Source organism: Acinetobacter apis (assembly GCF_900197575.1).
Taxonomy (GTDB): Bacteria; Pseudomonadota; Gammaproteobacteria; order Pseudomonadales; family Moraxellaceae; genus Acinetobacter; species Acinetobacter apis.
The window spans coordinates 35,336-57,517 of sequence record NZ_FZLN01000003.1; the positions used below are offsets into that span (position 1 = coordinate 35,336).

At 37.9% G+C, this 22,182-nt stretch carries 16 protein-coding genes and 1 tRNA gene; 14 read left to right on the forward strand and 3 right to left on the reverse strand.

Annotated features, from left to right (window positions below; translation table 11 throughout):
* Positions 1-54: 54 nt before the first annotated feature.
* The 7 genes from CFY84_RS08270 to CFY84_RS08300 all read left to right on the forward strand — a co-directional run bounded on the left by CFY84_RS08270 (position 55) and on the right by CFY84_RS08300 (position 9,688).
* Positions 55-1,659, forward strand: coding sequence for a phosphoethanolamine transferase (locus CFY84_RS08270; RefSeq protein WP_407640204.1), 1,605 nt, complete (start codon positions 55-57; stop codon positions 1,657-1,659).
* Positions 1,660-2,343: a response regulator gene (locus CFY84_RS08275; RefSeq protein WP_088823757.1), complete on the forward strand. Its 684-nt coding sequence runs from the start codon at positions 1,660-1,662 to the stop codon at positions 2,341-2,343.
* Between the two features lie 7 nt (positions 2,344-2,350).
* Positions 2,351-3,745, forward strand: a complete 1,395-nt coding sequence (locus CFY84_RS08280; RefSeq protein ID WP_228149626.1) for a sensor histidine kinase — start codon at positions 2,351-2,353, stop codon at positions 3,743-3,745.
* Positions 3,746-3,890: 145 nt separating this feature from the next.
* Positions 3,891-5,993: a TonB-dependent siderophore receptor gene (locus CFY84_RS08285; protein WP_088823758.1), complete on the forward strand. Its 2,103-nt coding sequence runs from the start codon at positions 3,891-3,893 to the stop codon at positions 5,991-5,993.
* 220 nt (positions 5,994-6,213) lie between these two features.
* Positions 6,214-7,365, forward strand: a complete 1,152-nt coding sequence (locus tag CFY84_RS08290) for a 5-methyltetrahydropteroyltriglutamate--homocysteine S-methyltransferase (protein WP_088823759.1) — start codon at positions 6,214-6,216, stop codon at positions 7,363-7,365.
* Positions 7,366-7,535: 170 nt separating this feature from the next.
* Positions 7,536-8,834 carry an FAD-dependent oxidoreductase gene (locus CFY84_RS08295; RefSeq protein WP_143218779.1) on the forward strand — a complete coding sequence of 433 codons (1,299 nt, stop codon included), beginning with the start codon at positions 7,536-7,538 and terminating at the stop codon, positions 8,832-8,834.
* Between the two features lie 8 nt (positions 8,835-8,842).
* Positions 8,843-9,688 (forward strand): class I SAM-dependent methyltransferase, encoded by an 846-nt coding sequence (locus CFY84_RS08300; RefSeq protein ID WP_228149627.1) that lies wholly within the window; start codon positions 8,843-8,845, stop codon positions 9,686-9,688.
* Between the two features lie 16 nt (positions 9,689-9,704).
* Here CFY84_RS08300 and CFY84_RS08305 read toward each other — a convergent pair whose 3' ends face one another.
* Together CFY84_RS08305 and CFY84_RS08310 are read right to left on the reverse strand one after the other, a co-directional pair.
* Positions 9,705-10,703, reverse strand: a complete 999-nt coding sequence (locus tag CFY84_RS08305) for a helix-turn-helix transcriptional regulator (RefSeq protein WP_088823760.1) — start codon at positions 10,701-10,703, stop codon at positions 9,705-9,707.
* Complete coding sequence (locus CFY84_RS08310) at positions 10,693-11,616, reverse strand: GGDEF domain-containing protein (protein WP_088823761.1); 924 nt, start codon at positions 11,614-11,616, stop codon at positions 10,693-10,695. The genes CFY84_RS08305 and CFY84_RS08310 overlap by 11 nt, the downstream gene beginning before the upstream one ends.
* A 310-nt stretch (positions 11,617-11,926) precedes the next feature.
* Here CFY84_RS08310 and CFY84_RS08315 point away from each other — a divergent pair, with 310 nt between their 5' ends.
* Together CFY84_RS08315 and CFY84_RS08320 are read left to right on the forward strand one after the other, a co-directional pair.
* Positions 11,927-14,401, forward strand: a complete 2,475-nt coding sequence (locus CFY84_RS08315; protein ID WP_088823762.1) for a TonB-dependent receptor — start codon at positions 11,927-11,929, stop codon at positions 14,399-14,401.
* Between the two features lie 66 nt (positions 14,402-14,467).
* Complete coding sequence (locus CFY84_RS08320) at positions 14,468-16,402, forward strand: phytase (RefSeq protein WP_088823763.1); 1,935 nt, start codon at positions 14,468-14,470, stop codon at positions 16,400-16,402.
* A 51-nt stretch (positions 16,403-16,453) separates the two neighbouring features.
* Here the strand turns inward: CFY84_RS08320 and CFY84_RS08325 are convergent.
* Positions 16,454-16,529: transfer RNA gene (locus CFY84_RS08325), tRNA-Thr, on the reverse strand.
* Between the two features lie 283 nt (positions 16,530-16,812).
* Here CFY84_RS08325 and CFY84_RS08330 point away from each other — a divergent pair.
* The 5 genes from CFY84_RS08330 to CFY84_RS08350 are packed head-to-tail and all read left to right on the forward strand — an operon-like array spanning position 16,813 to position 22,175.
* Positions 16,813-17,217 (forward strand): ExbD/TolR family protein, encoded by a 405-nt coding sequence (locus tag CFY84_RS08330; RefSeq protein WP_088823764.1) that lies wholly within the window; start codon positions 16,813-16,815, stop codon positions 17,215-17,217.
* A gap of 2 nt (positions 17,218-17,219) precedes the next feature.
* Positions 17,220-18,056 (forward strand): TonB family protein, encoded by an 837-nt coding sequence (locus tag CFY84_RS08335; protein ID WP_088823765.1) that lies wholly within the window; start codon positions 17,220-17,222, stop codon positions 18,054-18,056.
* 22 nt (positions 18,057-18,078) lie between these two features.
* On the forward strand, positions 18,079-20,298 hold the full coding sequence (locus tag CFY84_RS08340; protein WP_088823766.1) for a TonB-dependent receptor family protein: 2,220 nt from the start codon (positions 18,079-18,081) through the stop codon (positions 20,296-20,298).
* Between the two features lie 13 nt (positions 20,299-20,311).
* On the forward strand, positions 20,312-20,941 hold the full coding sequence (locus CFY84_RS08345) for a MotA/TolQ/ExbB proton channel family protein (RefSeq protein ID WP_088823767.1): 630 nt from the start codon (positions 20,312-20,314) through the stop codon (positions 20,939-20,941).
* Positions 20,892-22,175, forward strand: a complete 1,284-nt coding sequence (locus CFY84_RS08350; RefSeq protein WP_213062828.1) for a phospholipase D-like domain-containing protein — start codon at positions 20,892-20,894, stop codon at positions 22,173-22,175. The genes CFY84_RS08345 and CFY84_RS08350 overlap by 50 nt, the downstream gene beginning before the upstream one ends.
* The last annotated feature ends 7 nt before the right edge of the window (positions 22,176-22,182 follow it).

Consider the following 22,182-nt stretch of genomic DNA (forward strand, 5'->3'; position numbering starts at 1 on the left):
TTCACTGATTAGTTTTTTGTTATGTCTCAAATTTTTAAATTGAAAAAATTACACATGACATTGTTTATGTTTAATTTATTGCTTGCATTGTGGATGGCTGGGGGAGTCAATTTTCGTTTTTATGAGCAAGTTGCTCAATTTGGTTCTTACCAAGGTTTGGCTCAGTTTTTATTTTTATTGGTGACTTTTTTCATCATTGGTGGGTTGTATTTACTGGTTTTGCAGCTTTTTTCTTGGCAGAGAACAGCAAAATTTGTAGCGATTTTTTTTATTGTCCTAACCGCAGGGTGCTCTTATTTTGTCAATCAATTGGGAATTGATATTACAAAAGAGCAAATCCAAAATGTGGCACAAACAGATGTGAATGAAGCGATGGATTTATTATCTGTACCGCTTTTCATTCATTTATTGCAGTTTTTAGTTATTCCTGCTGTTGTTGTGTTGATGATAGATATTAAGGCAAAGCCTTTGAAATCCATTTTATATCAAAAACTCTTAACCATAATTACCGCATTATTTTTAATTGGTGTTGGGCTTTTCTCATTTTATGGCCAATATGCACCTATCTTTCGCGAACATCGTGAACTAAAAGGACAAATCTCACCATTTAATGTAATTTCAAATGGAATTGGCTATGTTACAGGGCAGTTTAAACGAGGCAAACAACCTTTAGTCCCTTTTGGTACAGATGCCCATCGCATCGGTACACACACACCTAAAGTGGTCTTATTGATTGTTGGTGAAACCACACGCGCACAAAATTTTGGCTTAAACGGATATGCACGAAATACCACGCCTGAACTCAGTGCTTTAAATGTGATTAACTTCAAACAAGTATCTTCCTGTGGTACACAAACCTCTGTATCTGTTCCATGTATGTTTTCAGGGATGCCCCGTAAAAGCTATGATGAAGATTTAGCATCTCATCGAGAAGGCTTGTTAGACATTGCACAACGTGCAGGCTATCAAGTGACATGGATTGATAACAACTCGGGATGTAAAGGGGCGTGTGACCGCATAAAATCATACATATCACCGAAAGATGATCCTGCCTATAAAACATCTTGTGTAAATGGTGAATGTTATGATGAAGTTTTGCTTGATGCCTTGAATACATATTTCGATCAATTGGATATAAAAAACTTAAAGCAAGATCAATTGATTGTATTACATCAAATTGGCAGCCATGGTCCTGCTTACTATAAGCGTTATCCAAAAGCATATGAGCAGTTTAAGCCGGTATGCCAAACCAATAATATTCAAGATTGTAATCATGATCAGTTGATTAACACCTATGATAATACGGTTTTATATACTGATCATATTGTGGCATCGACCATTCAACGTTTAAAAAAGCTCGATATTGCATCAAGTTTGTATTATGTTTCTGATCATGGGGAATCAACAGGTGAGAGTGGCATGTATTTACATGGCGCGCCTTATTTAATTGCACCAAAAGAGCAAACACATGTGCCAATGGTCATGTGGTTTTCAGATCAGTGGCCGAAAAAAAGTCAATATGTGGCATGTTTACAGCAACAAGCCAATGATGCCATCAGCCATGATCATTTATTTCCAACCATGCTCAGTTTATTACAAATCCAAACTCAAGTACTTAATCCAAAGCTTGATTTATTAAACCATTGTCAGGGCATTTAAATGCTGAAAGTTTTATTTATTGAAGATGATTTGATGATTGGAAAGACCACATTCCAATTATTACAGCATGAAAAATATCATGTTGATTGGGCAAAAACGGGCTTAGAGGCTCTTGATTATTTATTTAATGATGTCTACCACCTTATTTTGCTTGATTTGGGCTTACCTGAAATTGAAGGCATGGATATTTTAAAACATATCCGTAAAAAAGCTGAATTTAATAAAACTGGGGTGATTATTCTTAGTGCTAGAGACCAAATCAAAGATAAAGTACTGGGCTTAAAAATTGGTGCTGATGATTATTTGGTCAAGCCTTTTGATTTTGATGAATTATTGGCACGTATGGAAGTGGTGATTCGTCGTAGCTCGGCCTATAGCGATCAAGAGATTTCATTTTCAGTGGGTGACTTGGAGATGTTTCCAAGTACACACCGCCTATTGGATGCAGGTAAATTGGTGGTGTTATCAAATAAAGAGTGGACTATTCTTGAACCCATGATGATGTATCCCAATCAAATTTTCTCACGTGAATCACTCGAACAAAAACTTTATGATTGGAACGATGATATTCAAAGCAATACCATTGAAGTTCATATTCATAATTTACGTGCCAAACTTGGCAAAAGTCGAATTCGTACTGTACGCGGACTCGGCTATTGTTTAGATACACCTAAGCCAAATTGATAACATCATGCTGAAAAAAATGAAATGGTTTAAAACATTATATGGTCAGTACCAAACCTATTCACTCAGTACGAGAATGTCATTAACCATTTCCGTATTTAGCTTGATTTTATTGGTTTTGATTGGTGTTTCTGCATATCGGATTGCTTTAGAAGAATCTGAAGAAATGATTGATCGTCAAATGCAAGAAATGGCTAATTTTTTAGAAGTGCATAATCAAAAATTTAGAAGTTCTGCTTTTGATCCGTTGCATCGGTATGACGAAACAGATGTATTTATTGATGTGATTGATCAGTCTGAATTACAGCCCACAGGGCTGACCCATGGTTATTTGTTGCCTGCAACCACAACACCATATTTTTCAAGGCACAAAACATCACGTGGCGATTTACAAATTTACGTCCGTCCAAGTGGTCATCGGCAAATTCAAGTGAGTCAGCAAGTTCATGTCCGTGTCGAGTTGGCCAAAGAGTTGGCAATTAATATGTTAATGCCATATTTGTTTTTTGTGCCTATTGGTATTTATGGGATCTATCGCTTAATTCGGCGACATTTAAAACCAATTAATGAGCTAGAACAGGTGTTTTCTAAACGTGACCCACTTGATTTATCAGACATTCATATAGACAGAATGCCTGCAGAAATCACGCCTGCAATTAATGAATTAAATTATTTATTTAAGCGGATGGCGTCAGCTCAAAAACAGCAACAATTTTTTGTTGCCAATGCAGCACATGAGCTTAGAACGCCATTAACTGCCATTAATTTGCAGATTAAATTACTCAGTAAAATTGATCAAAATGCCGCAGTGTATCAAGATAATTTAAATGATTTAAGATTAAGTTCACAGCGAATGATGCGTTTGGTCGACCAATTGATGGCATTGGCAAAACAAGATGAAATGGCAGGATCACAACTAGAAGCATTAAGTGTACTTGATGCAATTCGTGTTGCAATGAATCAGCTTCATGCTGCAAGTTATGCAAAAGACATGCAGGTTCGTGTTGATATTCAAGCTGAAGCACATGATTTATATATCATGGCCACCACAGAAGCAATTGAAAGTATTTTGTTAAATATTCTAGACAATGCAATTAAATACAGTCCAAGTTTAAGTGAGATTTTAATTAAGGTCTATTTACAAGGTTCAGAAGTCACCATTGAAATTCACGATAGCGGTCCGGGTATTCAGCAGCCTGATATCAAAAATATTCGTCAGCGTTTTGTACGCTTAGAGCAAACACAACATCAAGTTGTTGGGAGTGGTTTAGGTCTATCAATTGTTGATGCAGCATTGAAATTAATTGATGGTGAACTTAATTTCTCATCTTCATTGTTATTATCTGGTTTGTGTGTGCAGTTAAAGTTTAAACGTTGTGTAATTTCATCACCATCCGCTTAAACTCAACCATTGAGCGGATTAATCTTGACCACCGCGTGTGGTCTTTTTTATATAGACTGAAATTCTGATTAAAAAAAAGCATTGAAATTGTTCATGATTTGTTATTAAATGTTATAACATAACACTTATAGCCTAATTTAACTGTATGAAACATTTTCGTTTAAGCCTGATTTCTTTTACTGTTTTATGTGCAAGCCCATTTAGTTTTGCTGAAGATGCATCGGTTGAAGTGCTTGAAACTTTATCTTTTAAATCAAGTGCATCAAAGGACTCATACGCTGCAAAACCATCAGATGCAGGAACAAAGTTTACAATTGATCCAATGCGTTCGCCTAAAAATGTTCAAGTGGTGACATCGAAAGTACTAAAAGACACCAATGCACAACGTGTGAGTGATACATTGGCAATGGTCAGTGGGGTATCTGCATTGAACCCAATGGGTGGTTTTTGGGATAACTACTCAGTGCGTGGTTTCAATACAGACCAAACCATTGGCGCTGTAAGTTTAAGAAATGGCATTGTTTCAAATTTAGGCTTAAGTGCATCACGAGATTTGGTCAACGTGGCCCAAGTAGAATTTTTAAAAGGCCCTGAAGCAGCAATGTATGGGGCAGGTGATCCGGGCGGCACATTAAATGTTGTCACCAAAAAGCCTGAATTTACTGCAAAAAATGAGCTTAGTTTACGTGCAGGGTCGCATGACCAATATCGTGCATCGCTAGATACCACCAATGCATTGACAGACACCGTGGCTTACCGCTTAGGCATCGCTTATGAAAATAACCATAGCTTTCGCCAAGATGTTAAAAATGATCGCTTATTTATCGCACCACAATTAAAATGGCAACCAAATGATGCAACACAAATCGATTATGACAGTGAATATTCACGTATTCACAGCCGTTTTGACCGTGGTGTTGCTGCTGTGAACCAACAATTGGGGGTGATTCCTCGTGATCGCTTTTTAGGTGAAAAAGCAGATGGCTTAATGACCATGAATGATATGTTACAACAGCTTCGGTTAACACATCGCTGGAATGATACTTGGACAAGTAAAGCCGCATTCAATTATAAAAATAACACGTGGCATGGTTATTCTTCTGAAGCATTTCAATTGCTGAATGCTCGAGGAGATCTAAACCGTGAACGCCGTTATCGTGATTATGAAACCACAAGTTACTTGGTCAATCATGATCTGTTAGGAGAGTTTGCCACAGGCGAGTTACAGCATAAAGTTGTGATTGGAACTACATTTAGCCATTTAAATATTGATAATGCATTAAACCGCTACCGCGTACGCGGTGCAACATCTCAAGACCAAATCAACATTTATCAACCAATTTATGGCGTTGCTTTACCCCAACAATTGCGGCCTGTGTTTCATATTGATGAAACGCAGTTAAATGCAGGGTTGACACTGAGTGACTTCATTGAAATTGACAACAACTGGTCAGTATTATTGGGTGGACGTGTTGATTATTATCAGCAAAACTATAAAGACCCTGTATCGCAAACATCAGGAAAACAAAATTTCACTCACTTTAGCCCACGTGCAGCAGTAAACTATGTCTTTAATGATCATTGGTCAGCCTATGCGAGCGTTGGTCAATCATTCCACTTAAATTCAGGTTTAAGTCGTCAAAACCAAGCCTTTGATCCTGAAAAAGCATGGACCTATGAACTTGGTGCGAAAAGCAAATGGCTAGATGGTGCTGTCACCTCAAATCTGACGCTGTTTCATGTAAATAAAGAAAATGTATTGACTACAGATTTATCTGACAGTGCCTATATGGTTGCCACAGGCGAAATGCAAAGCCGAGGTGTAGAGTTTGATTTGACAGCAGAGCCAATAGATGGCTTAAACCTAAAATTTGTCTATACTTACACCGATGCAGAAGTAAAAAAAGGCGACAATGCAGGTGCGCGTTTGCTTAACAGTCCAAAACACATGGCAAATCTTTTGGTTAGATATGATTTATGGCAATCGGGCGAACAAAAAATTGGCTTAGGCGGCAATGTGCAATATGTTGCAGCACGTGCTGGAAATGAGCTAGATAACGGCTTTGATTTACCATCATATACTGTCTTTAACATGAATGCCTATTATGACATTAATCGTGATTTAAGCCTTCAGCTAACATTAAATAATGCATTTGATAAAACCTATTATACCTCAAGCTTAAAAGACCTATGGGTCACTCCGGGCAATTCACGCGAAGTATTTTTAACAGCCAACTACCGTTTTTAATTGTTGTAACTTGAGTTATTTCTATCTTTAGATTAAAAGCATGCCATACAATAAGCATGCTTTTAATGTTAAATAAATCACAATTATTGTTTTATATGTGATATTTTTGATTTTTAGCGTAACCTATATTTTGAGATAAATGTTTTTTATGGGTGTTAGACAAAAGATCAAAGTTACGATTTAATGAATCAAAGTATAACGATAGAACAAGGGTGTGATTATGGGTAGTAATACAACAGCCGAAGCAAAACAAAAATATGCAGGATATAAAGCTGACCATGTGGGCAGTTTTTTACGTCCGCAACGTTTAAAAAACGCGCGCAAAGCAGTCACGCTTGGAGAGCTTGGTCTTGAAGCACTTCGAAAGATAGAAGATGATGAAATTTTAAACTTAGTTGCACAACAAAAAGCCCATGGCGTACATGCCATTACCGATGGTGAATTACGCCGTGCTTGGTGGCATTTTGACTTCATGGAAAACTTACTAGGAGTCGAAGGGTTTGATGAGCAAAAAGGTTATCAATTTAATGGTGTTGAAACCAAACCGCACCAAGTACGAATTACAGGTCAAATTGATTTTAATCCTGAACACCCACATTTAGCAGATTATAAGTTTTTGCATGATGCTGTTGGTCAGAATGATAAACATATTGCGAAAATGACCATTCCTAGTCCAAACATGTTTTTACACCGTAAAATCCGCTTTTCTTCAGATATTTATGCCAATGATTTAGACCGTTATGTAACAGATTTAGGACAGGCCTATAAAAAAGCCATTCAAGCATTTTATGATTTAGGCTGCCGTTATTTACAACTAGATGATGTGTATTGGGCATTTTTGGTGTCACAACAACGCGTTGATGAAGAGAAAGAGTTTGGTGAATCTACACAGACATTGGCTGCGGCATGTGTGAAAAGTTTAAACCTTGCTTTGGCAGATAAACCTGATGATTTAGTGATCGCAATGCATATCTGTCGAGGTAATTTTGTGTCTGCTTGGATCTATGAAGGTGGATATGATGGTATTGAAGATTATATCTTTAAAAACTTAAACAATATTGACCGTTACTTTCTAGAATATGACAATCATCGTTCAGGTGGTTTTGAACCATTGGCAAAGTTAAAAGATACAACAGCCGAAGTGGTGCTTGGTTTGGTCACATCAAAAGTGGAAACCCTTGAAAGTGAATCAGAAATTATTGAGCGTATTCATGCTGCTGCTGAATATTTGCCATTGTCTCAATTGGCACTCAGCCCACAATGTGGTTTTTCTTCTACAGAAGAAGGCAACAGCGTAGCAGAAGAGGCACAATGGAAAAAAATTGATCTGATTCACGATATTGTGGCTGAAGTATGGGGTACAGAAGGTTAAACGTTATAGCATCAGTTTTTATAAGTTGAATTAATAAAATCTGTGAATTAAAGCGATTTTAATGGGCGTGAACGTACAGCAAATGGACAGAGAATGGTATTTTTTAACACAGTTTTTTGCTGAACTATCACGCATAATGTCTAAAGTGAATATTTAAATAGGTTAATACATTGGATATTGCAGTCATTGGTAGTGGTATGGCTGGCCTTGCAGCAGCACGAATTTTAAAAGATGCAGGTCATGCAGTCACCGTGTTTGAAGCATTGCCTGGGCGAGGTATGGATAGCCATACACTTGAATTTGATGGCGGTATAATTGATGTGCCATTACGTGTCATGAACCCCTATTTATGGCGTAATACATTGAGCCTGGCCACACATTTGGGCATTAAAACATATCCTGTACGGACATATATGTCATGCAGTTGGTTGTTTGAAGAAAAAATTGAAACATGGCTCACCACATCTCGTGCACCCATTGGAAACTTTCCAATTATTAATAACCGTAAAGGGTTACAGCAATATGGTGTTCGTTTAGTCAAAGGTATGTTGCAGTTAAAAAGTGCTTTATATCGTTTCTTTAAATCAAAACGCCAAGACATTACTTTGTCTGAATTTATCAATAAAAATGATATTGAAGAAGTGTTTTGGTATGGTGCAGTTATGCCTGTGCTTTATACAGTATGTACTTGTAACCCACAAACCATTGGCGAATGGCCTGCAAAACCATTGTTGGTGTTTTTACAACAACTCACCAATGGCGATCAACTGTTACGCTTACAAGGCGGTACGCCTGCATTTGTGAGTAAATTGATTGATGGTATTGAGATCCAAAGTGGATCACCTGTTAGTAAAGTTGAAATACAAGGTGAAAAAGTATTTGTGGAAAACCAAGCAGGTTATCAACAGCACTTTGATCGCACAATTGTTGCAACACCAACCAATAAATTGGAAGACTTTTTAAATAAAGAACAATTTGCTGAAGATTTAGAACTCCTTAAACAGTTTAAATTTGAGCAAGGTGACTTGGTTATTCACACTGACTCAAGCGTGATGCCGCCACAGCGTAAAGATTGGTCGGTTTTAAGCTATATGATGGACCGCAAATTTACTAAGCAACAATTTACTGTATGGATGAACTCTGTTGAGCCAAGTTTGGTGGGTAAAGAGGCCGTTTTTCAAACATGGCGTCCTGTGACACCCATTGATCCAAAGAAAATAGTTTCGACTGTGAAGCTAAGTCGTGCTGTTGTTAACGGACAAACAGTTCAACTCAATACAGAATTACAGCAACGTCAAAAAGCAGTTGACCGTAAAGTGTATTTCTGTGGTTCATGGTCATGCGATGGCTTACCTATTTTAGAATCTGCAGTGACTTCTGCCATGCAAATTGCTAAAAATTTAGGTGCGCCATTACCATTTGTTGGCTTAAAACCAAAAGTCGAAATTGCCCCTGAACTTGGTTATTGAGATTAAATATGAAATCCTTTGCCAAGATGCCTTTTGGCAAAACTCCATCAGCACTCTCCCAACATAAATATGCAATTCATGCAACATTGTTGGGAGATGATGCAGTATGTCCATGGACCAATTTAGGGCTATGGCGAAATACATGTAGCTATGTTGCAGCCTGTCAGTACTTAGCCAATCACTTGGCTGGACGCTTGCGATTACGTGCTATGGATCGTGTGCTCGATTTAGGCTGCGGACAAGGCGCAAGCTTGCTGTTTTGGCAGCAGTATCATGCTGTTACAGACATTACTGCTGTTGAGTTACAAGCAAAATGTGTGGAAAAAATTCAGCATCAGCCTTGGGCACAATCCATTCAACTTCATCAAGGCTCTTTTTTGGCTTTAGATGCTTTTCACTTAAAACAGTATGATGTAGTGATGTGTATAGATGCACTTTATCATCATGATGCAATGCAGTTTTTATCGCATGTTCAGCCATATATTGCGCCTTCAGGTCGGATTGGATTTCATTATCTAATGCTTAATCCACGCTTTGAGACTTTAACCACCTATCAAAAAATGAAATATCAATATTTGCTCAAAGCAGCAGACATTAATATTCAGCATTTATACACGGCCACTGCATTTCAAGCACAAATGCATGCATTGGGTTATGAAGATATTACCATTGATGATTTAAGCCAAGATGTTTTTGCTGGCTTTTCTCATTATGTGCAGCGTAAATTGCCTGGCCAACATTTAAAAAGTCTAGATACATTGAAAATTAAAATGACCGCCAAATTGTGCCAAAAGTTAGCACAAGACGGTTTAATTGATTATGTACAGGTATGCGCAAAAAAGGCTAGCCTGTGAATAACTTTCAAGTTATTCACACCATCAGCATATTAGACTGCCCACACCAACGTTTTAATGCTCGTTTGAAGTTAGTTAAATCTGAAATAGCCAAGTGTTGAGCGATTTGCTCAGTTTTAAATCCATGAACACGATGTAAAATGACGGCTGTATGCAAACGACATTGATCAAGTTGGGCTTGAAAATGCGTATTGTGTTTTTTAAGCCGCCGTTTTAGGGTGGCAGGGCTAATATCAAAATAGGTTGCGACTTGTTCTAATGTCACAGCATGCTGAATATTTTGCATAATATATTGGTCAATTTGCTCTAAAAAACTCATAGTTAGCTGTTGCTGATGCAGCGATTGCTGTGCTTTTAAATAGCTCACTGACGACATGGTTAAAGCATGTTGTGGCAGACGTTCCGATAAATAAGCCAAAGGGAGTCGCATACAATGAATGGGTTGATTAAACTTTAAATTATCGCCCAAGTGCGTCCAATATTGCTCAATATATTCGGGCTCTTGGCAATTAAACTCAAATGTCCATTCAAGTTTGTTCTGATAAATTGCTCGGCTCATGGCTTTTACAGCACTCATTGTCATTTCAACCAAGTGCAGTTTTTCAGGTGCTTGGGCATTTAACCAATAAATGATCATGTCTTCATGGCTATACATTACTCTTGGAATGAGCCAAGGACAGATCAACGCATGAAATTCAATATAACGTGTAAAAACATCTTTTAAAGTTTTGGCATACAGCATGGATTGAAATGCATCATTAAATGGTGTGGTTAAGCAGCGCTCACCAAATAAAAAACGTAAATCTTCACCTTTAAACAAGCTATTGGCTCGCGTTAAAATATACTGAAACTGATGATAAGAAATCAGTTTCTGCCCTTGTAAAATATCTTGTAAAAAAATGCCACTTCCACTCAACAGCAAGTGATGATCAACACCATATTGCTCTGCTAAATCAATTAATAACGAGAGTTGGTGGTGTGCCGGTATAAACGGATAATCATGATCATAACTCATAGATGACATGGGCCTTTGCTAAATTATTTTTATTGCGATGTAAAGTTTGATTAAGCGTTTTTAATACATCTTTCGCTGTGGGTTGTTGAACTAAAATACAGGCGCTTGAAACAGCAAGTGGAATACGCACTGAATTGCTTTCACTATAATAATGACTCAGTTCAATAACTTGGCTAAGTTGATATTGCATATGTTCTGCGCGATAAAGTGGGGTATTTGGCAATAAAATTACAAAGCGATCACCTGCCAAACGACAAACCAAATCATTAGGTTTAATATTTAATGTTAAAACTTGAGAGACATACTGTAGAACCAAAGAGCCTTCTTTAAAGCCATGGTGCTGGTTAATCTGAGCAAATTGTTTCATATCAAGCAAAATGACACAGTGTTCTTGCTGAGGAAATTTTTGGATGATGTCATCAAGCTGTATTTTAAAGTAATTGGCATCTGCAAGTGGTGTTAATGCATCAAATAAACGATGGTCTCGCACATGGCGTTCACGTTTTAAGAGATGCTTTGAAATTGCAATTTGTTCTTGATGCCAATAATAAATACCAAGGGTTAAACAGGCAATCCCAATCGGAAAAGGCACCGACTCTAGCCAATTATTCCATGAAATAGACTTTGGTAAACGAATAAATTCATCGAGCGTATCTGCCCATAAATGAAAAAATATAAAACATAAGCCATAAATGATATATGCAGTCACACGACCATCAGGACGGCTTTTTAAAATTAAAATTAGCCAAATACACACAAAAATAGTGACGCCACCTTCACCCAAAATATCCACCCAATTCCAATGAGCAAAGGGCTTAGGTGTACCATAGATGACAAATAATGTGGTTGTCAGAATACACCACACAGTAATGGCAACCCATGTGACATAATAATGCGTAGAAAGACGTTCCATGTTTAAAGCAATATAATATTTTGCACTAGATAAGCAGGTTTAGATGACACTTTGATGGCAATGATGAATGTCAAATAAGCTCATTGTATTTGATTAGAAGGTATAAAAAATATAGTGCGATCTCATATAGTGATTATTCAGCATAAAAAGAGAATCTAAAATTTTCTATTCCAAAGTCAAATCAGCTCATTAAGAGCCAAAAATGTAGAAAAAACGACTTAAAAATAAATAGAAAAAAATGACTGTAACAAATCTTTAATCAGAGGAATTTAATGTGCATTGCAGAAAATTCATCCGTCTGAGATACAACATGCTTAGCCTTGCACATAAAAAGACATCGACTCATCCGTTTCAATTGACCACCTTATTTGTTGCAATGATGACATTGCACACCGCACATGCAGATACCGATCCTGTATCTGTGGGTACGATTCAAGTCCTTGGTGTTGGACAAGCTGCTAGTATAAATGCGGCATTAAGAGAACAGCGTTCTTCTGACTCAATCAGCAGCGTTGTACATGCTGATGGTATTGGGCAACTACCTGATGCCAATGCAGCAGAGGCTTTACAACGCTTACCCGGTGTTGCACTTGAGCGTGATCAGGGTGAAGGCCGTTTTGTGACTGTACGTGGTTTAGGTACAGATTTAAATGCGGTAACAATTAACGGTACACTCGTTCCTGCACCTGAAAGTAATCGCCGTGGCGTTGCACTTGATGTGTTGCCTTCTGAATTGGTTCAGTCATTGGCTGTGGTGAAAACACTCACACCTGATATGGATGCAAACTCATTAGGTGGTACAGTTCAAGTGAACAGTCTATCTGCTTTTGATCATAAAGGGCTATTTTATACCGGGACAGCTGAAGGCAGTTATAACGATTTAAGAGATAAATATAGCCCTAAGTTCTCAGGTGCGATTAGTAACCGTTTTAGCATTTTGGGTGGTGAAGACAACTTTGGGGTAGCCGCTGCAGTCAGTTATCAAAATCGTAAATTTGGTTCAGATAACGTAGAAACGGGCGGTGAATGGACAGGTCAAGGTGTTGATAAAGTGGCTATGCGTTATTACGACATTGAGCGTGAGCGTTTAGGTGCAGGACTAAATTTCGACTTTAGAACAGATTCAGGCGAATACTATTTAAAAACTTTATATAGCAAATTTGTCGATACTGAATCTCGTAATGCCATGAAGGTAAAATATACAACACCATGTTTTGTTGATCAGGTGTGTAGCGGTAAAGTCACTCGTGCATTAAAAACTCGAAAAGAAACACAAGATATTCAATCGTATGTTTTGGGCGGCAAACAACAATTCGGCATGTGGATGGTGGATGCACAGGCAGGATATAGCCGTGCACAAGAAAAAAACCCATACGGTATTTCTGCGGCAGAATACAGCGCTAAGTTTAAAAATTTAAGCTATAGCAACAGCAAACAACCTGTTTTTGTTGCAGGCGATGCTTTATATAACCCAAGTAGCTATACCTTAAATAGTATTGAACGTCAGCAATCATTTACACGTGATACTGAAAAAAATATCAAACTCGATTTAAGTCGTGATTACAATTTATGGTCATACAATCATCAAATTAAATTTGGTGGTAAAATCAGTCGCCGTGAAAAGACCAATGACGAAAATGTTTTGTTATATGAAGGTTTAGCCAACAGCAATGATTTTTATGGTGATGCAGATTATAGCTTAGGACGTTTTGGACCATTGATTGACCCGAATCGTGTTTTAAGTCATTTGAATGGTTTAAATCCGAATGATTATTTGGATGAGCAACTTTCAGCAGCCAATGATTTTGTAAGCCGTGAAAATATCAATTCATTGTATTTAATGAATAGCACAGACATTGACCGTTTAAAAATCATTGCAGGCTTACGTTATGAAGACACACGTAAATCAGCAACAGGTCAGCAATATAATGATGGTGTTATCACTGAAACCACAGCCAAACAAAACTACCATCATTGGCTACCAAGCATTAGCTTACGCTATGAGTTAGATCAAAATACATTGTTACGCACAGCATTTACAACGGCAGTGGTTCGTCCAACCTTTGCACAGTCATCTCCAGGTGTGAATATTGATGGTCTAGATGCTGAGTTTGGTAACCCCGAGTTAAAAGCATTAAAATCGAGAAACTTTGATTTAAATTTAGAAAAATACTTTGGTGATGCAGGGGTGTTATCAGCCAGTGCGTTTTATAAAGACATTAATAACTTCATTTATAATACAGATTTAGCAGGTTCAGGGCAGTGGGCAGATTTTGATGAGGCAAAAACATATCAAAATGGCAGCAGCGCAACAATTTATGGTATTGAATTGTCATATTCACAAAAAATGGATCGCTTACCTGCACCATGGAATGGTTTAGTTTGGGGGGTAAATACTACATTAAGCCACTCAGATGCAACAATTAAAGATGCTCAAACCACACGTAAAATTGATTTTCCAAGCCACTCTAAAGTCATTGGTAATGTCATGCTTGGTTGGGAAAGCGCTTTATTTGGTGTCAAAGTATCGGCCAATTACAAGTCACGTGCCTTATATGAAATTGCTGATGTAAGCCAACCTGATCAAGATATTTATAATGATCGTCAAACATTTGTTGATTTAAGCACTTATTACAATATCAATAAAAACTTAAAGCTTAAATTTGATGTTGCTAATTTAAGTAATGAGAAATATTACGCCTATACAAGTGAGCGTGCTTTAAATTCACAATATGAAAAATATGGCCCGACGTATAAGTTAGCACTGACATTGACACATTTCTAATCCATTTACTTGAACAATATATTAAACGGTTTAACCACAAGTTAAGCCGTTTAAGAGTGATTTATCATGAATTTACATCGATTTAAAACATCTCTTTTGGCAGTCAGCTTACTGACCAGTCTAGGGGCTTTCGCGCAAACACCAGTGACATCTCAGGTCACTTTTGATGTACAGGGGCAGCAACAAACTAAGGTTGAAGATGCTAAATGGCTGAGCATTTCCAATTGGCCACAAGCAAGCTTAATTCAAACCAGCAAAAAAGATGGTTTACAAATTCTTGATGCACAGCAGCGTATATTACAAAAAGTAGAGGGGCGTTTTGGTGCGTTAGATTATCGTTTAACTCCAACACACTTAATTGTTCACACGGTAGATCTTGTTCGTCAACAAGCAGTGACTCTCAGTTTTAATTTAAACCAGCGTAAATGGGACAACACCATTTATTTGCCAAAAACCAGTTTTAAAATTGAGAATGTATGTTTATTTCAAGATGATCAAAAGCAACTTTTTTCATTTTTAGTGGGTGAACAAGGTAAAGGTGAGCAATGGTTAATTGGGCAAAATTTAAAGCCAATGTTGACACCAAAGCGTATGCGTAGCTTAAATTTCCCTGTGAATAGTAAGTTTTGTTTTGTTGAAGATCAACAACATGCTTTATTCGTAAATGAAGAAAATGTTGGGGTATGGCAATATTCAGCAGAGCCTGAAGCGCCTTTTTCTCGTCATATTGTAGACTTAGTACAACCCTATGGCACGATTCAAGGCACGCCACATGCAATTGTTCAATTGGGGCGTTCATTGTGGATTGTCGATGGCAAGTCACCTTATATTTATCAATATCAATATCAATATGATGGAAAGCTTTGGAAGCAAAATAAACAGATTGAAACCAATTTGGTAAAACCTGAACAAATGGGTTTGAAAGTTGAAAGTAATAAAGTGATTGCACTAGTGAATGATAACCATCAATTAAAGCATGCATTGATTGATCAAACTCCACCTCAAGCACAACCCTCAGTTCCTGCAAGTGATGTCGTTATAGTTCAACCGACAGTACAAACCGTACCTGTGCCGAGTGCAGGAGATGCCGCAGATGATCCAGCCATTTGGCATAATCGCGCAAACCCTGAACAATCTCGTATTTTAGGTACAGATAAACAAGGTGGATTACAAGTTTATGATTTAAAAGGTAAGCAAACACAGTATTTGGCTGTTGGCCGTTTAAATAATGTGGATGTACGTCCAGACTTTAATTGGAAAGGTAAGATGATTGATTTGGCTATTGCCACCAATCGTGATGCAAACAGCCTACATTTATTTGCAATTCAGAAAAAAACAGGCGTAGTCAGTGAAATTGGTCAGTTGCCAACTTCGTTAAAAGATATTTATGGTTTTTGTATGTATAAAGATCGCCAAGGTGAAATTTATGCCATTCCAAATGATAAAGATGGGACTTTTATTCAATACCATATTCAAGGTCAATCCACACTAAAAGCCACAGAAGTCAAACGCTTTGCAGTAAAAACTCAGCCAGAAGGTTGTGTAGTCGATGATGCACATGAGCAAATTTTCTTAGGTGAAGAAGATCATGCCGTATGGCAATTGAGTTTAGATCCAAAGCAAAAAGCAGAGATGCAAGCTGTCATTCGTGTAGGTGAACATGGTCTGAAAGATGATATTGAAGGTATGGCACTTTATCATGGTAAAACCAAAGACTATCTTGTGATTTCAAGCCAAGGCAATGACAGTTATGTGGTAGTAGATGCTCAAGCACCTTATCAATATCGTGGTCGCTTTAAAATTGGTATTAATGTTGCACAAGACATTGATGCAGTCACAGAAACCGATGGCTTAGATGTGACCAGCCAAAATTTAGGTGGAGCATGGAAGAAGGGAATGCTTGTGGTTCAAGATGGACATAAAGTGATGCCAGAAGACCACCAAAACTTTAAATACATTCCATGGACTGACATTGCAAACGCATTAAAACTTGAAGATTAATGCATAAAAAAAGCCATCAAATTAAATTTGATGGCTTTTTAAATATTTGGCTGGTGCCGACACTCGGATTCGAACTGAGGACCTACTGATTACAAGTCAGTTGCTCTACCAACTGAGCTATGTCGGCAACGTGGAGGCAATTATATATATAATTTTCTTGGGGTCAAGCAAAAAATTCAAATAAACAGATAGAACGAGTTGTATTATATTTTGATAGGTTGTTGTTCACGCTTAAATTAACGTTTACTCATGAAATTTTTTTATAAAAACAAATATTTTTAAAATATTTTTAATAACTTAAATTTACCTTAAAAAATTAACAATTAATAAAAATGTAATATTTCATTCAAATTTCTGTAATAAATGAAATGTACCCTTTCGTGAATTAATTAACTTAAATGGTTTCGATTATGCGTAGCTGGAGTGAGACGAAAAAAGCAAAGCCGCACATTGAGTTAGTTCCAATGATTGATGTAATGATGTTTCTATTGGTCTTCTTTGTCTTGATCAGTTTAAACGTAATTCCATCTCAGGGATTAAAAACCCAATTGCCATCTGCGACCACGTCACAAGAACTTAAACCGCAAACGAAAGCAATTGTCACATTAATGGCAGATCAAATTCAATTGGATGGCCAAGCAACAACGCTCGATCAGTTGACGCAAACATTAAAGTCTAAACAGCAAGATGGCAAGCCTGTCGCTGTCATTATTAACAGTGATAAAGCAGTGGCTGTAGAACAGCTTGTTAATGTGATGGATCGTTTACGTACAGATGGATTTACCTCTGTATCGCTTGCCGCTCGGAAACCTTAAGCATGAGTTCATACTTAGTATACCGTAATCGACATATTCTAAGTTGGTGTCCTGCAATTTTGGTTGGTGCGTATTTCATCTTTTTGGCGCAGCCTGAAGAGCTGAAAATTGAGCCAAAATATGATGAAAAACCTATTGAGATTGTATTGGCAGAGCCAGAACCTGAGCCTGTAGTCAATCCGCCTGTACCTCAAGTTACAGCACCACCACCTGTAGTGCCACCAGCACCAGAACCTGAAGTACCTGTAGCAGATGCTATTGAGCAGGTTAAACCGAAACCAAAAGTCAAACCTGAAGTAAAGCCAAAAGTTGAGCCTGAAATCAAGCCAAAAGTTGAGCCGAAGCAAAAACCTGTGGAAGAGAAAAAGGTTGAAAAACCAGTTGAGCAAACTAAGCCTGCTGAACCAACGCCACATGTTGAAACCAAACATGAAAAAGCTGCTGAAGAAAAACCAGTAGCTGCTGAAAAGCCAAAACCTGTGGCAGAGCATAAACCTGCTGAGCCACCAAAACCTGCATCATCAGGTGGCAATGCTTCGGCAGAAGCACGCTACTTACAAACTGTTCGATCTGCTGTGGAACAGCAAAAAAGGTATCCGACGGGTAGAGAAGCATCGCTTGAACGCCCAGAAGGTAATGTTGAAGTTTGGCTTGAAGTTGATCGTTCTGGACGTGTTATTGACGCTGGGGTGTTATCAAAGTCAAAGAGCATGTTGTTGAACCGAGCAGCTTTATCAAGCTTGAAAAACATTAAACAAGTTGAGCCATTTCCTGCAGATGCGTTTGCAGGAGAAAGTCAAAAACGATTTGTTGCAACATTAAACTATACAGCACCGTAGCATCGCCTACAGGGGAAAGTGAATGAAAGTGTTTGAAAAAAAGATATTAACATTATCTGTTTTATCCATTCTTTTGTCAGGTACCGTATCTGCTGAAGAGTCTACTGTCCATGTCGGTACAGTAAGTGTCCAAGGCCAAGCACTTGGTGGCGGTCTGATGGTACAAGAAGATACGCCTAAAGCACGTTCTGTTGTTACAGCAGATGCACTTGAAAAAAATCCAGGTGCAGGTAATGCTTTAGACAAAATTAAGAATGTCCCAGGTTTACAACTAAGCAGTAACGATTCATCAGGAATCAGCGGTTTAGCTTATACCATGCGTGGTATGAGTGCAGATCAAATTGGTTTGTCAGCAGATGGCGTACCTTTAAATGACTCTGGTAACTATGCAGTGTATCCAAACTTATTGGGCGATTCTGAAAATATCGGGCAAGTGTTTGTAACACAAGGCTCATCAGAAGCGGATGGTCCTCATATTGGTTCTAGTGGCGGTAATATTGGTTTATCAACCAAACGCCCTGATAAAGATGCGGGTTTATTTGTTGAGCAAAAGTTTGGTAGTAACAGCTTACGTAAAAGCTTTGCTCGTATAGAAACAGGTAAAATTGGTAATTTCAGCGCTTGGCTTTCTGCATCGAACACAGAGGCTGATAAGTGGCGTGGTTTTGGTTCACTTGAATCAACCCGTATTGAAAGCAGCATGTTTTACCAAGCAGACAATGGCAATACCAGTAACTTAATTATTAAGTACAATAAGCAAAATAACTATCAATATAATAATGTTACCAAAGCCAACTATGATGCTGCAGAGAACGCAGCTGGTACAACAGGGCATCGTGCAGATTATGATGATCCACGTTATAAAAATGCCTTGAATCCATTTGAAAACTTGAATATCTCGTTTACGCAAACATTGTTGTTAAGCGATACAGTCAGCGCAAGTATTCAGCCATATTACTATTGGGGTAACGGTGGTGGTTCAGGTGGAACCAGCAATTTATCTAGATCATCAAGCCGTTCAGGTATTTATGATTTAAGTAACCTTGCAGGTACAACCGCATTTTATCGTCCATCAATGACAGCAACATGGCGTCCAGGTGTGACAGCAAAAGTAAAATGGGACATTAACGAGCAGCACAGTTTATCTGCAGGCTATTGGTATGAGCGTGCAAGACAACGTCAAACACAGCCGTACATTACAACAAATAATGTGACAGGGCCTGCAGACCGTTGGGCTGACTCAAATCAGTTTACTGATGCAAATGGCAAAATTGTTCAAGGTCGTAACCAATTTACAACCACGCCAGCGCAACGTGTATGGATCCAAGACACTTGGTTTGTATCTCCACAAGTGACTTTATCTGGTGGTTTGGCTTGGGAAAGTGTTAAGCGTCAAGGTGAAAACCGTGGCAGCTTATCAACTGTTGCTTCTCAAAAAGAAGCAAAATATAACGAGCTACTACCAAACTTTAGCGCGAAATATCAAATCAATCAAAATCATCAAGTGTTTTACAATATTTCAAGAAATATGCGTACACCACAAAACTATGTGTTGTATAACTCAGGCGACTCACTCAGTTTAGATCCTGAATTAAGCTTGAATAATGAATTGGGCTGGCGTTACCAAACTGAAAAAATGTTGTTAAGTGCAACACTTTTCAACATGGGTTATAAAAACCGTCAAATTTCAAGCCAAGATGCAAGCAATGACAGCATTATGATTAATGCTGGTAAGGTAAATAGCCGTGGCTTGGAGCTTGAGTGGGGTGGTAATTTTGCGAAGAACTTTAACTACTACTTATCGTATAGTTACATTGATACTGAGCAAAAAAATAACGTCACATCTCGCGGTGTTGAATTACCAACTAAAGGTAAAGAAATTCCAAATACCTCGAAAAACTTGTTAACTGCAAGTGTCGGTTATGATGACAACATGTGGTCATGGAACTTTAAAGGCAATTACACAGGTCCCTTCTATGGTGATATGACCAATGATGAAAAAATCGCAGGTCGTACCACATTTGACTTCTCTGCAGGCGTAAATTTGCCAGTTGATAAGAAGTTCATTAAAGAAGCAAAACTTAGCTTTGGTGTGAACAATATCTTTGATAAAGAATATCTAGATATCGCACGTACCATTCAAATTAACTCGAAAACAACTGGTGTAGCGACTGGTTCGGCACCTGCTTATGCAATAGGTGAAGAAAGAACATTCGTTATTTCACTTTCTGCAAAAATGTAATAGGTAACAAAATATGAGTGCTGATCTTATCCATAATATTATTTTTTATATCATGTATGCATCTTTGGCTTTACTGGTTGTAATTTTCATTGAGCGTGTGATTTATTTCTCATGGACATTAAAACAAACACTAAAGCTTGATCATCAATTAACGCAACATCAAACAATTGATGAGAATCAAGTTGAGAAAAAAGACAAAAATCCAGCTTATATTTTGGTTGAGCCGTTGCTTGCAACGCATATGACTGAAAATGAGCGTGCAGATGTGGTTGAACAACAATATATTGGCAGTAAGACAGCGCTCAACAGAGGAATTTGGATTGTTGAAACGATTGTTGCTGCTGCACCATTATTGGGTCTATTAGGCACAGTACTTGGTATTGTTGATACCTTCCAAGCTTTAGCAGCATCAGGTACATCTGATGCAAGTAAAGTATCGGGTGGTATGGGAACAGCGTTATATGCCACAGGGCTTGGGATTGGTATTGCGCTCATCGCTTTAATCATGAATAACTTTTTAGGCAGCCGTATGGAACGTATTGGCGAAGTCTCTAAAATCCTTTTAATCCGTGCTGGGAAAAGTAAGAAAAGTCATGCAAAAGAATGGAAAACTGAAGCAACTGACAAAAAAACCTTTGCATAACGCAGTAAACCAAGTGGGGCGACTTTTTAGTCGCCTTAGCTTGTTTATGTGTTTAACTATTTCAGTAGGTAATGCAAGTATGCAGTCAAACGGTTTTGAGTTGGTGGTGAATACACCAATTGAAACACAGCTTCCAAATCAAGATTTAAGAGATGCGACAGCGGTTTGGGTGGATATGTTCAATCATGCACAGCATCAAATCGATATTGCACAGTTTTATGTATATAACCAGCCAAAGTCGAATTTAGACACGGTATTGGCAGCATTAAAGCAAGCAGGAACACGTGGAGTAAAAATCCGTTTTTTACTTGATCAAAAAGGGGTCGGGATCTCTAATCCAGACACCATAAAAGAAATTCAAAGTATTCCCAACTTAGAGTTTCGAGTGATGGATTTTTCTAAAATAGAAAATGGTATTATCCACGCCAAATATATTCTAGTTGACCAAAAAACAGCATTTGTTGGCAGCCAAAACTTTGATTGGCGTGCACTTACACACATTCATGAAACAGGACTTAAAATTGACGATAGCACCATCGTCAAGCAAATTTTAAGTATCTTCAATACAGATTGGTCGAATCAACACAATCTTGTCACCAACAAAAAATTGATTCAGTACCAAAAACATAAAGTGCTGACTAAGCCACTGCACGGCTATTATTTATTAGCCAGTCCAGCTCAAGTGACCCCTGAAAATATCTATGTTACCGAGGACGCATTTCCTCAACTGATTGCTACAGCACAATCTAAAATTTCTATTCAAGTGATGCAATATGCACCTCTCGGTTATGCTGAAGGCAAGGGCAAAAGAAACTTTTATCCACTGATTGATAACAGTTTACGCGCTGCCGCTGCACGCGGGGTTGCAGTTGAGCTTTTAGTTTCAGATTGGAATTTAAAGCAGCCTGATATTGCTTGGTTAAAAAGTTTAGCGTTAGTGCCAAATATTAAAATTAAATTGGTGACGATTCCGAAGAGTAAAGATGGCTTTATTCCATTTGCTCGTGTTATACATAGTAAGTATATGACCATTGATGAATCAACAACTTGGATTGGTACTTCGAACTGGACAGGCGGATATTTTGACCATTCTCGCAACTTAGAAATTGTCTTAAATGATGGTCAATTTACACAACGTGTCAAGCAGTTATATCAACAGTTGTGGTTGAGTCCTTACGCCTATGATTTAGATATTAATCAGCAGTATAAAACGGTCAATCCTGCCAAAGAGTAATTGAACA

Bases quoted from the DNA above. Each gene is read 5' to 3' on its own strand.
- CFY84_RS08270 (WP_407640204.1), top strand. From the start codon at position 55: ATGACATTGTTTATGTTTAATTTATTGCTTGCATTGTGGATGGCTGGG.
- CFY84_RS08275 (WP_088823757.1), top strand. From the start codon at position 1,660: ATGCTGAAAGTTTTATTTATTGAAGATGATTTGATGATTGGAAAGACC.
- CFY84_RS08280 (WP_228149626.1), top strand. From the start codon at position 2,351: ATGCTGAAAAAAATGAAATGGTTTAAAACATTATATGGTCAGTACCAA.
- CFY84_RS08285 (WP_088823758.1), top strand. From the start codon at position 3,891: ATGAAACATTTTCGTTTAAGCCTGATTTCTTTTACTGTTTTATGTGCA.
- CFY84_RS08290 (WP_088823759.1), top strand. From the start codon at position 6,214: ATGGGTAGTAATACAACAGCCGAAGCAAAACAAAAATATGCAGGATAT.
- CFY84_RS08300 (WP_228149627.1), top strand. From the start codon at position 8,843: ATGAAATCCTTTGCCAAGATGCCTTTTGGCAAAACTCCATCAGCACTC.
- CFY84_RS08305 (WP_088823760.1), bottom strand. From the start codon at position 10,703: ATGAGTTATGATCATGATTATCCGTTTATACCGGCACACCACCAACTC.
- CFY84_RS08310 (WP_088823761.1), bottom strand. From the start codon at position 11,616: ATGGAACGTCTTTCTACGCATTATTATGTCACATGGGTTGCCATTACT.
- CFY84_RS08315 (WP_088823762.1), top strand. From the start codon at position 11,927: ATGCTTAGCCTTGCACATAAAAAGACATCGACTCATCCGTTTCAATTG.
- CFY84_RS08320 (WP_088823763.1), top strand. From the start codon at position 14,468: ATGAATTTACATCGATTTAAAACATCTCTTTTGGCAGTCAGCTTACTG.
- CFY84_RS08330 (WP_088823764.1), top strand. From the start codon at position 16,813: ATGCGTAGCTGGAGTGAGACGAAAAAAGCAAAGCCGCACATTGAGTTA.
- CFY84_RS08335 (WP_088823765.1), top strand. From the start codon at position 17,220: ATGAGTTCATACTTAGTATACCGTAATCGACATATTCTAAGTTGGTGT.
- CFY84_RS08340 (WP_088823766.1), top strand. From the start codon at position 18,079: ATGAAAGTGTTTGAAAAAAAGATATTAACATTATCTGTTTTATCCATT.
- CFY84_RS08345 (WP_088823767.1), top strand. From the start codon at position 20,312: ATGAGTGCTGATCTTATCCATAATATTATTTTTTATATCATGTATGCA.
- CFY84_RS08350 (WP_213062828.1), top strand. From the start codon at position 20,892: ATGCAAAAGAATGGAAAACTGAAGCAACTGACAAAAAAACCTTTGCAT.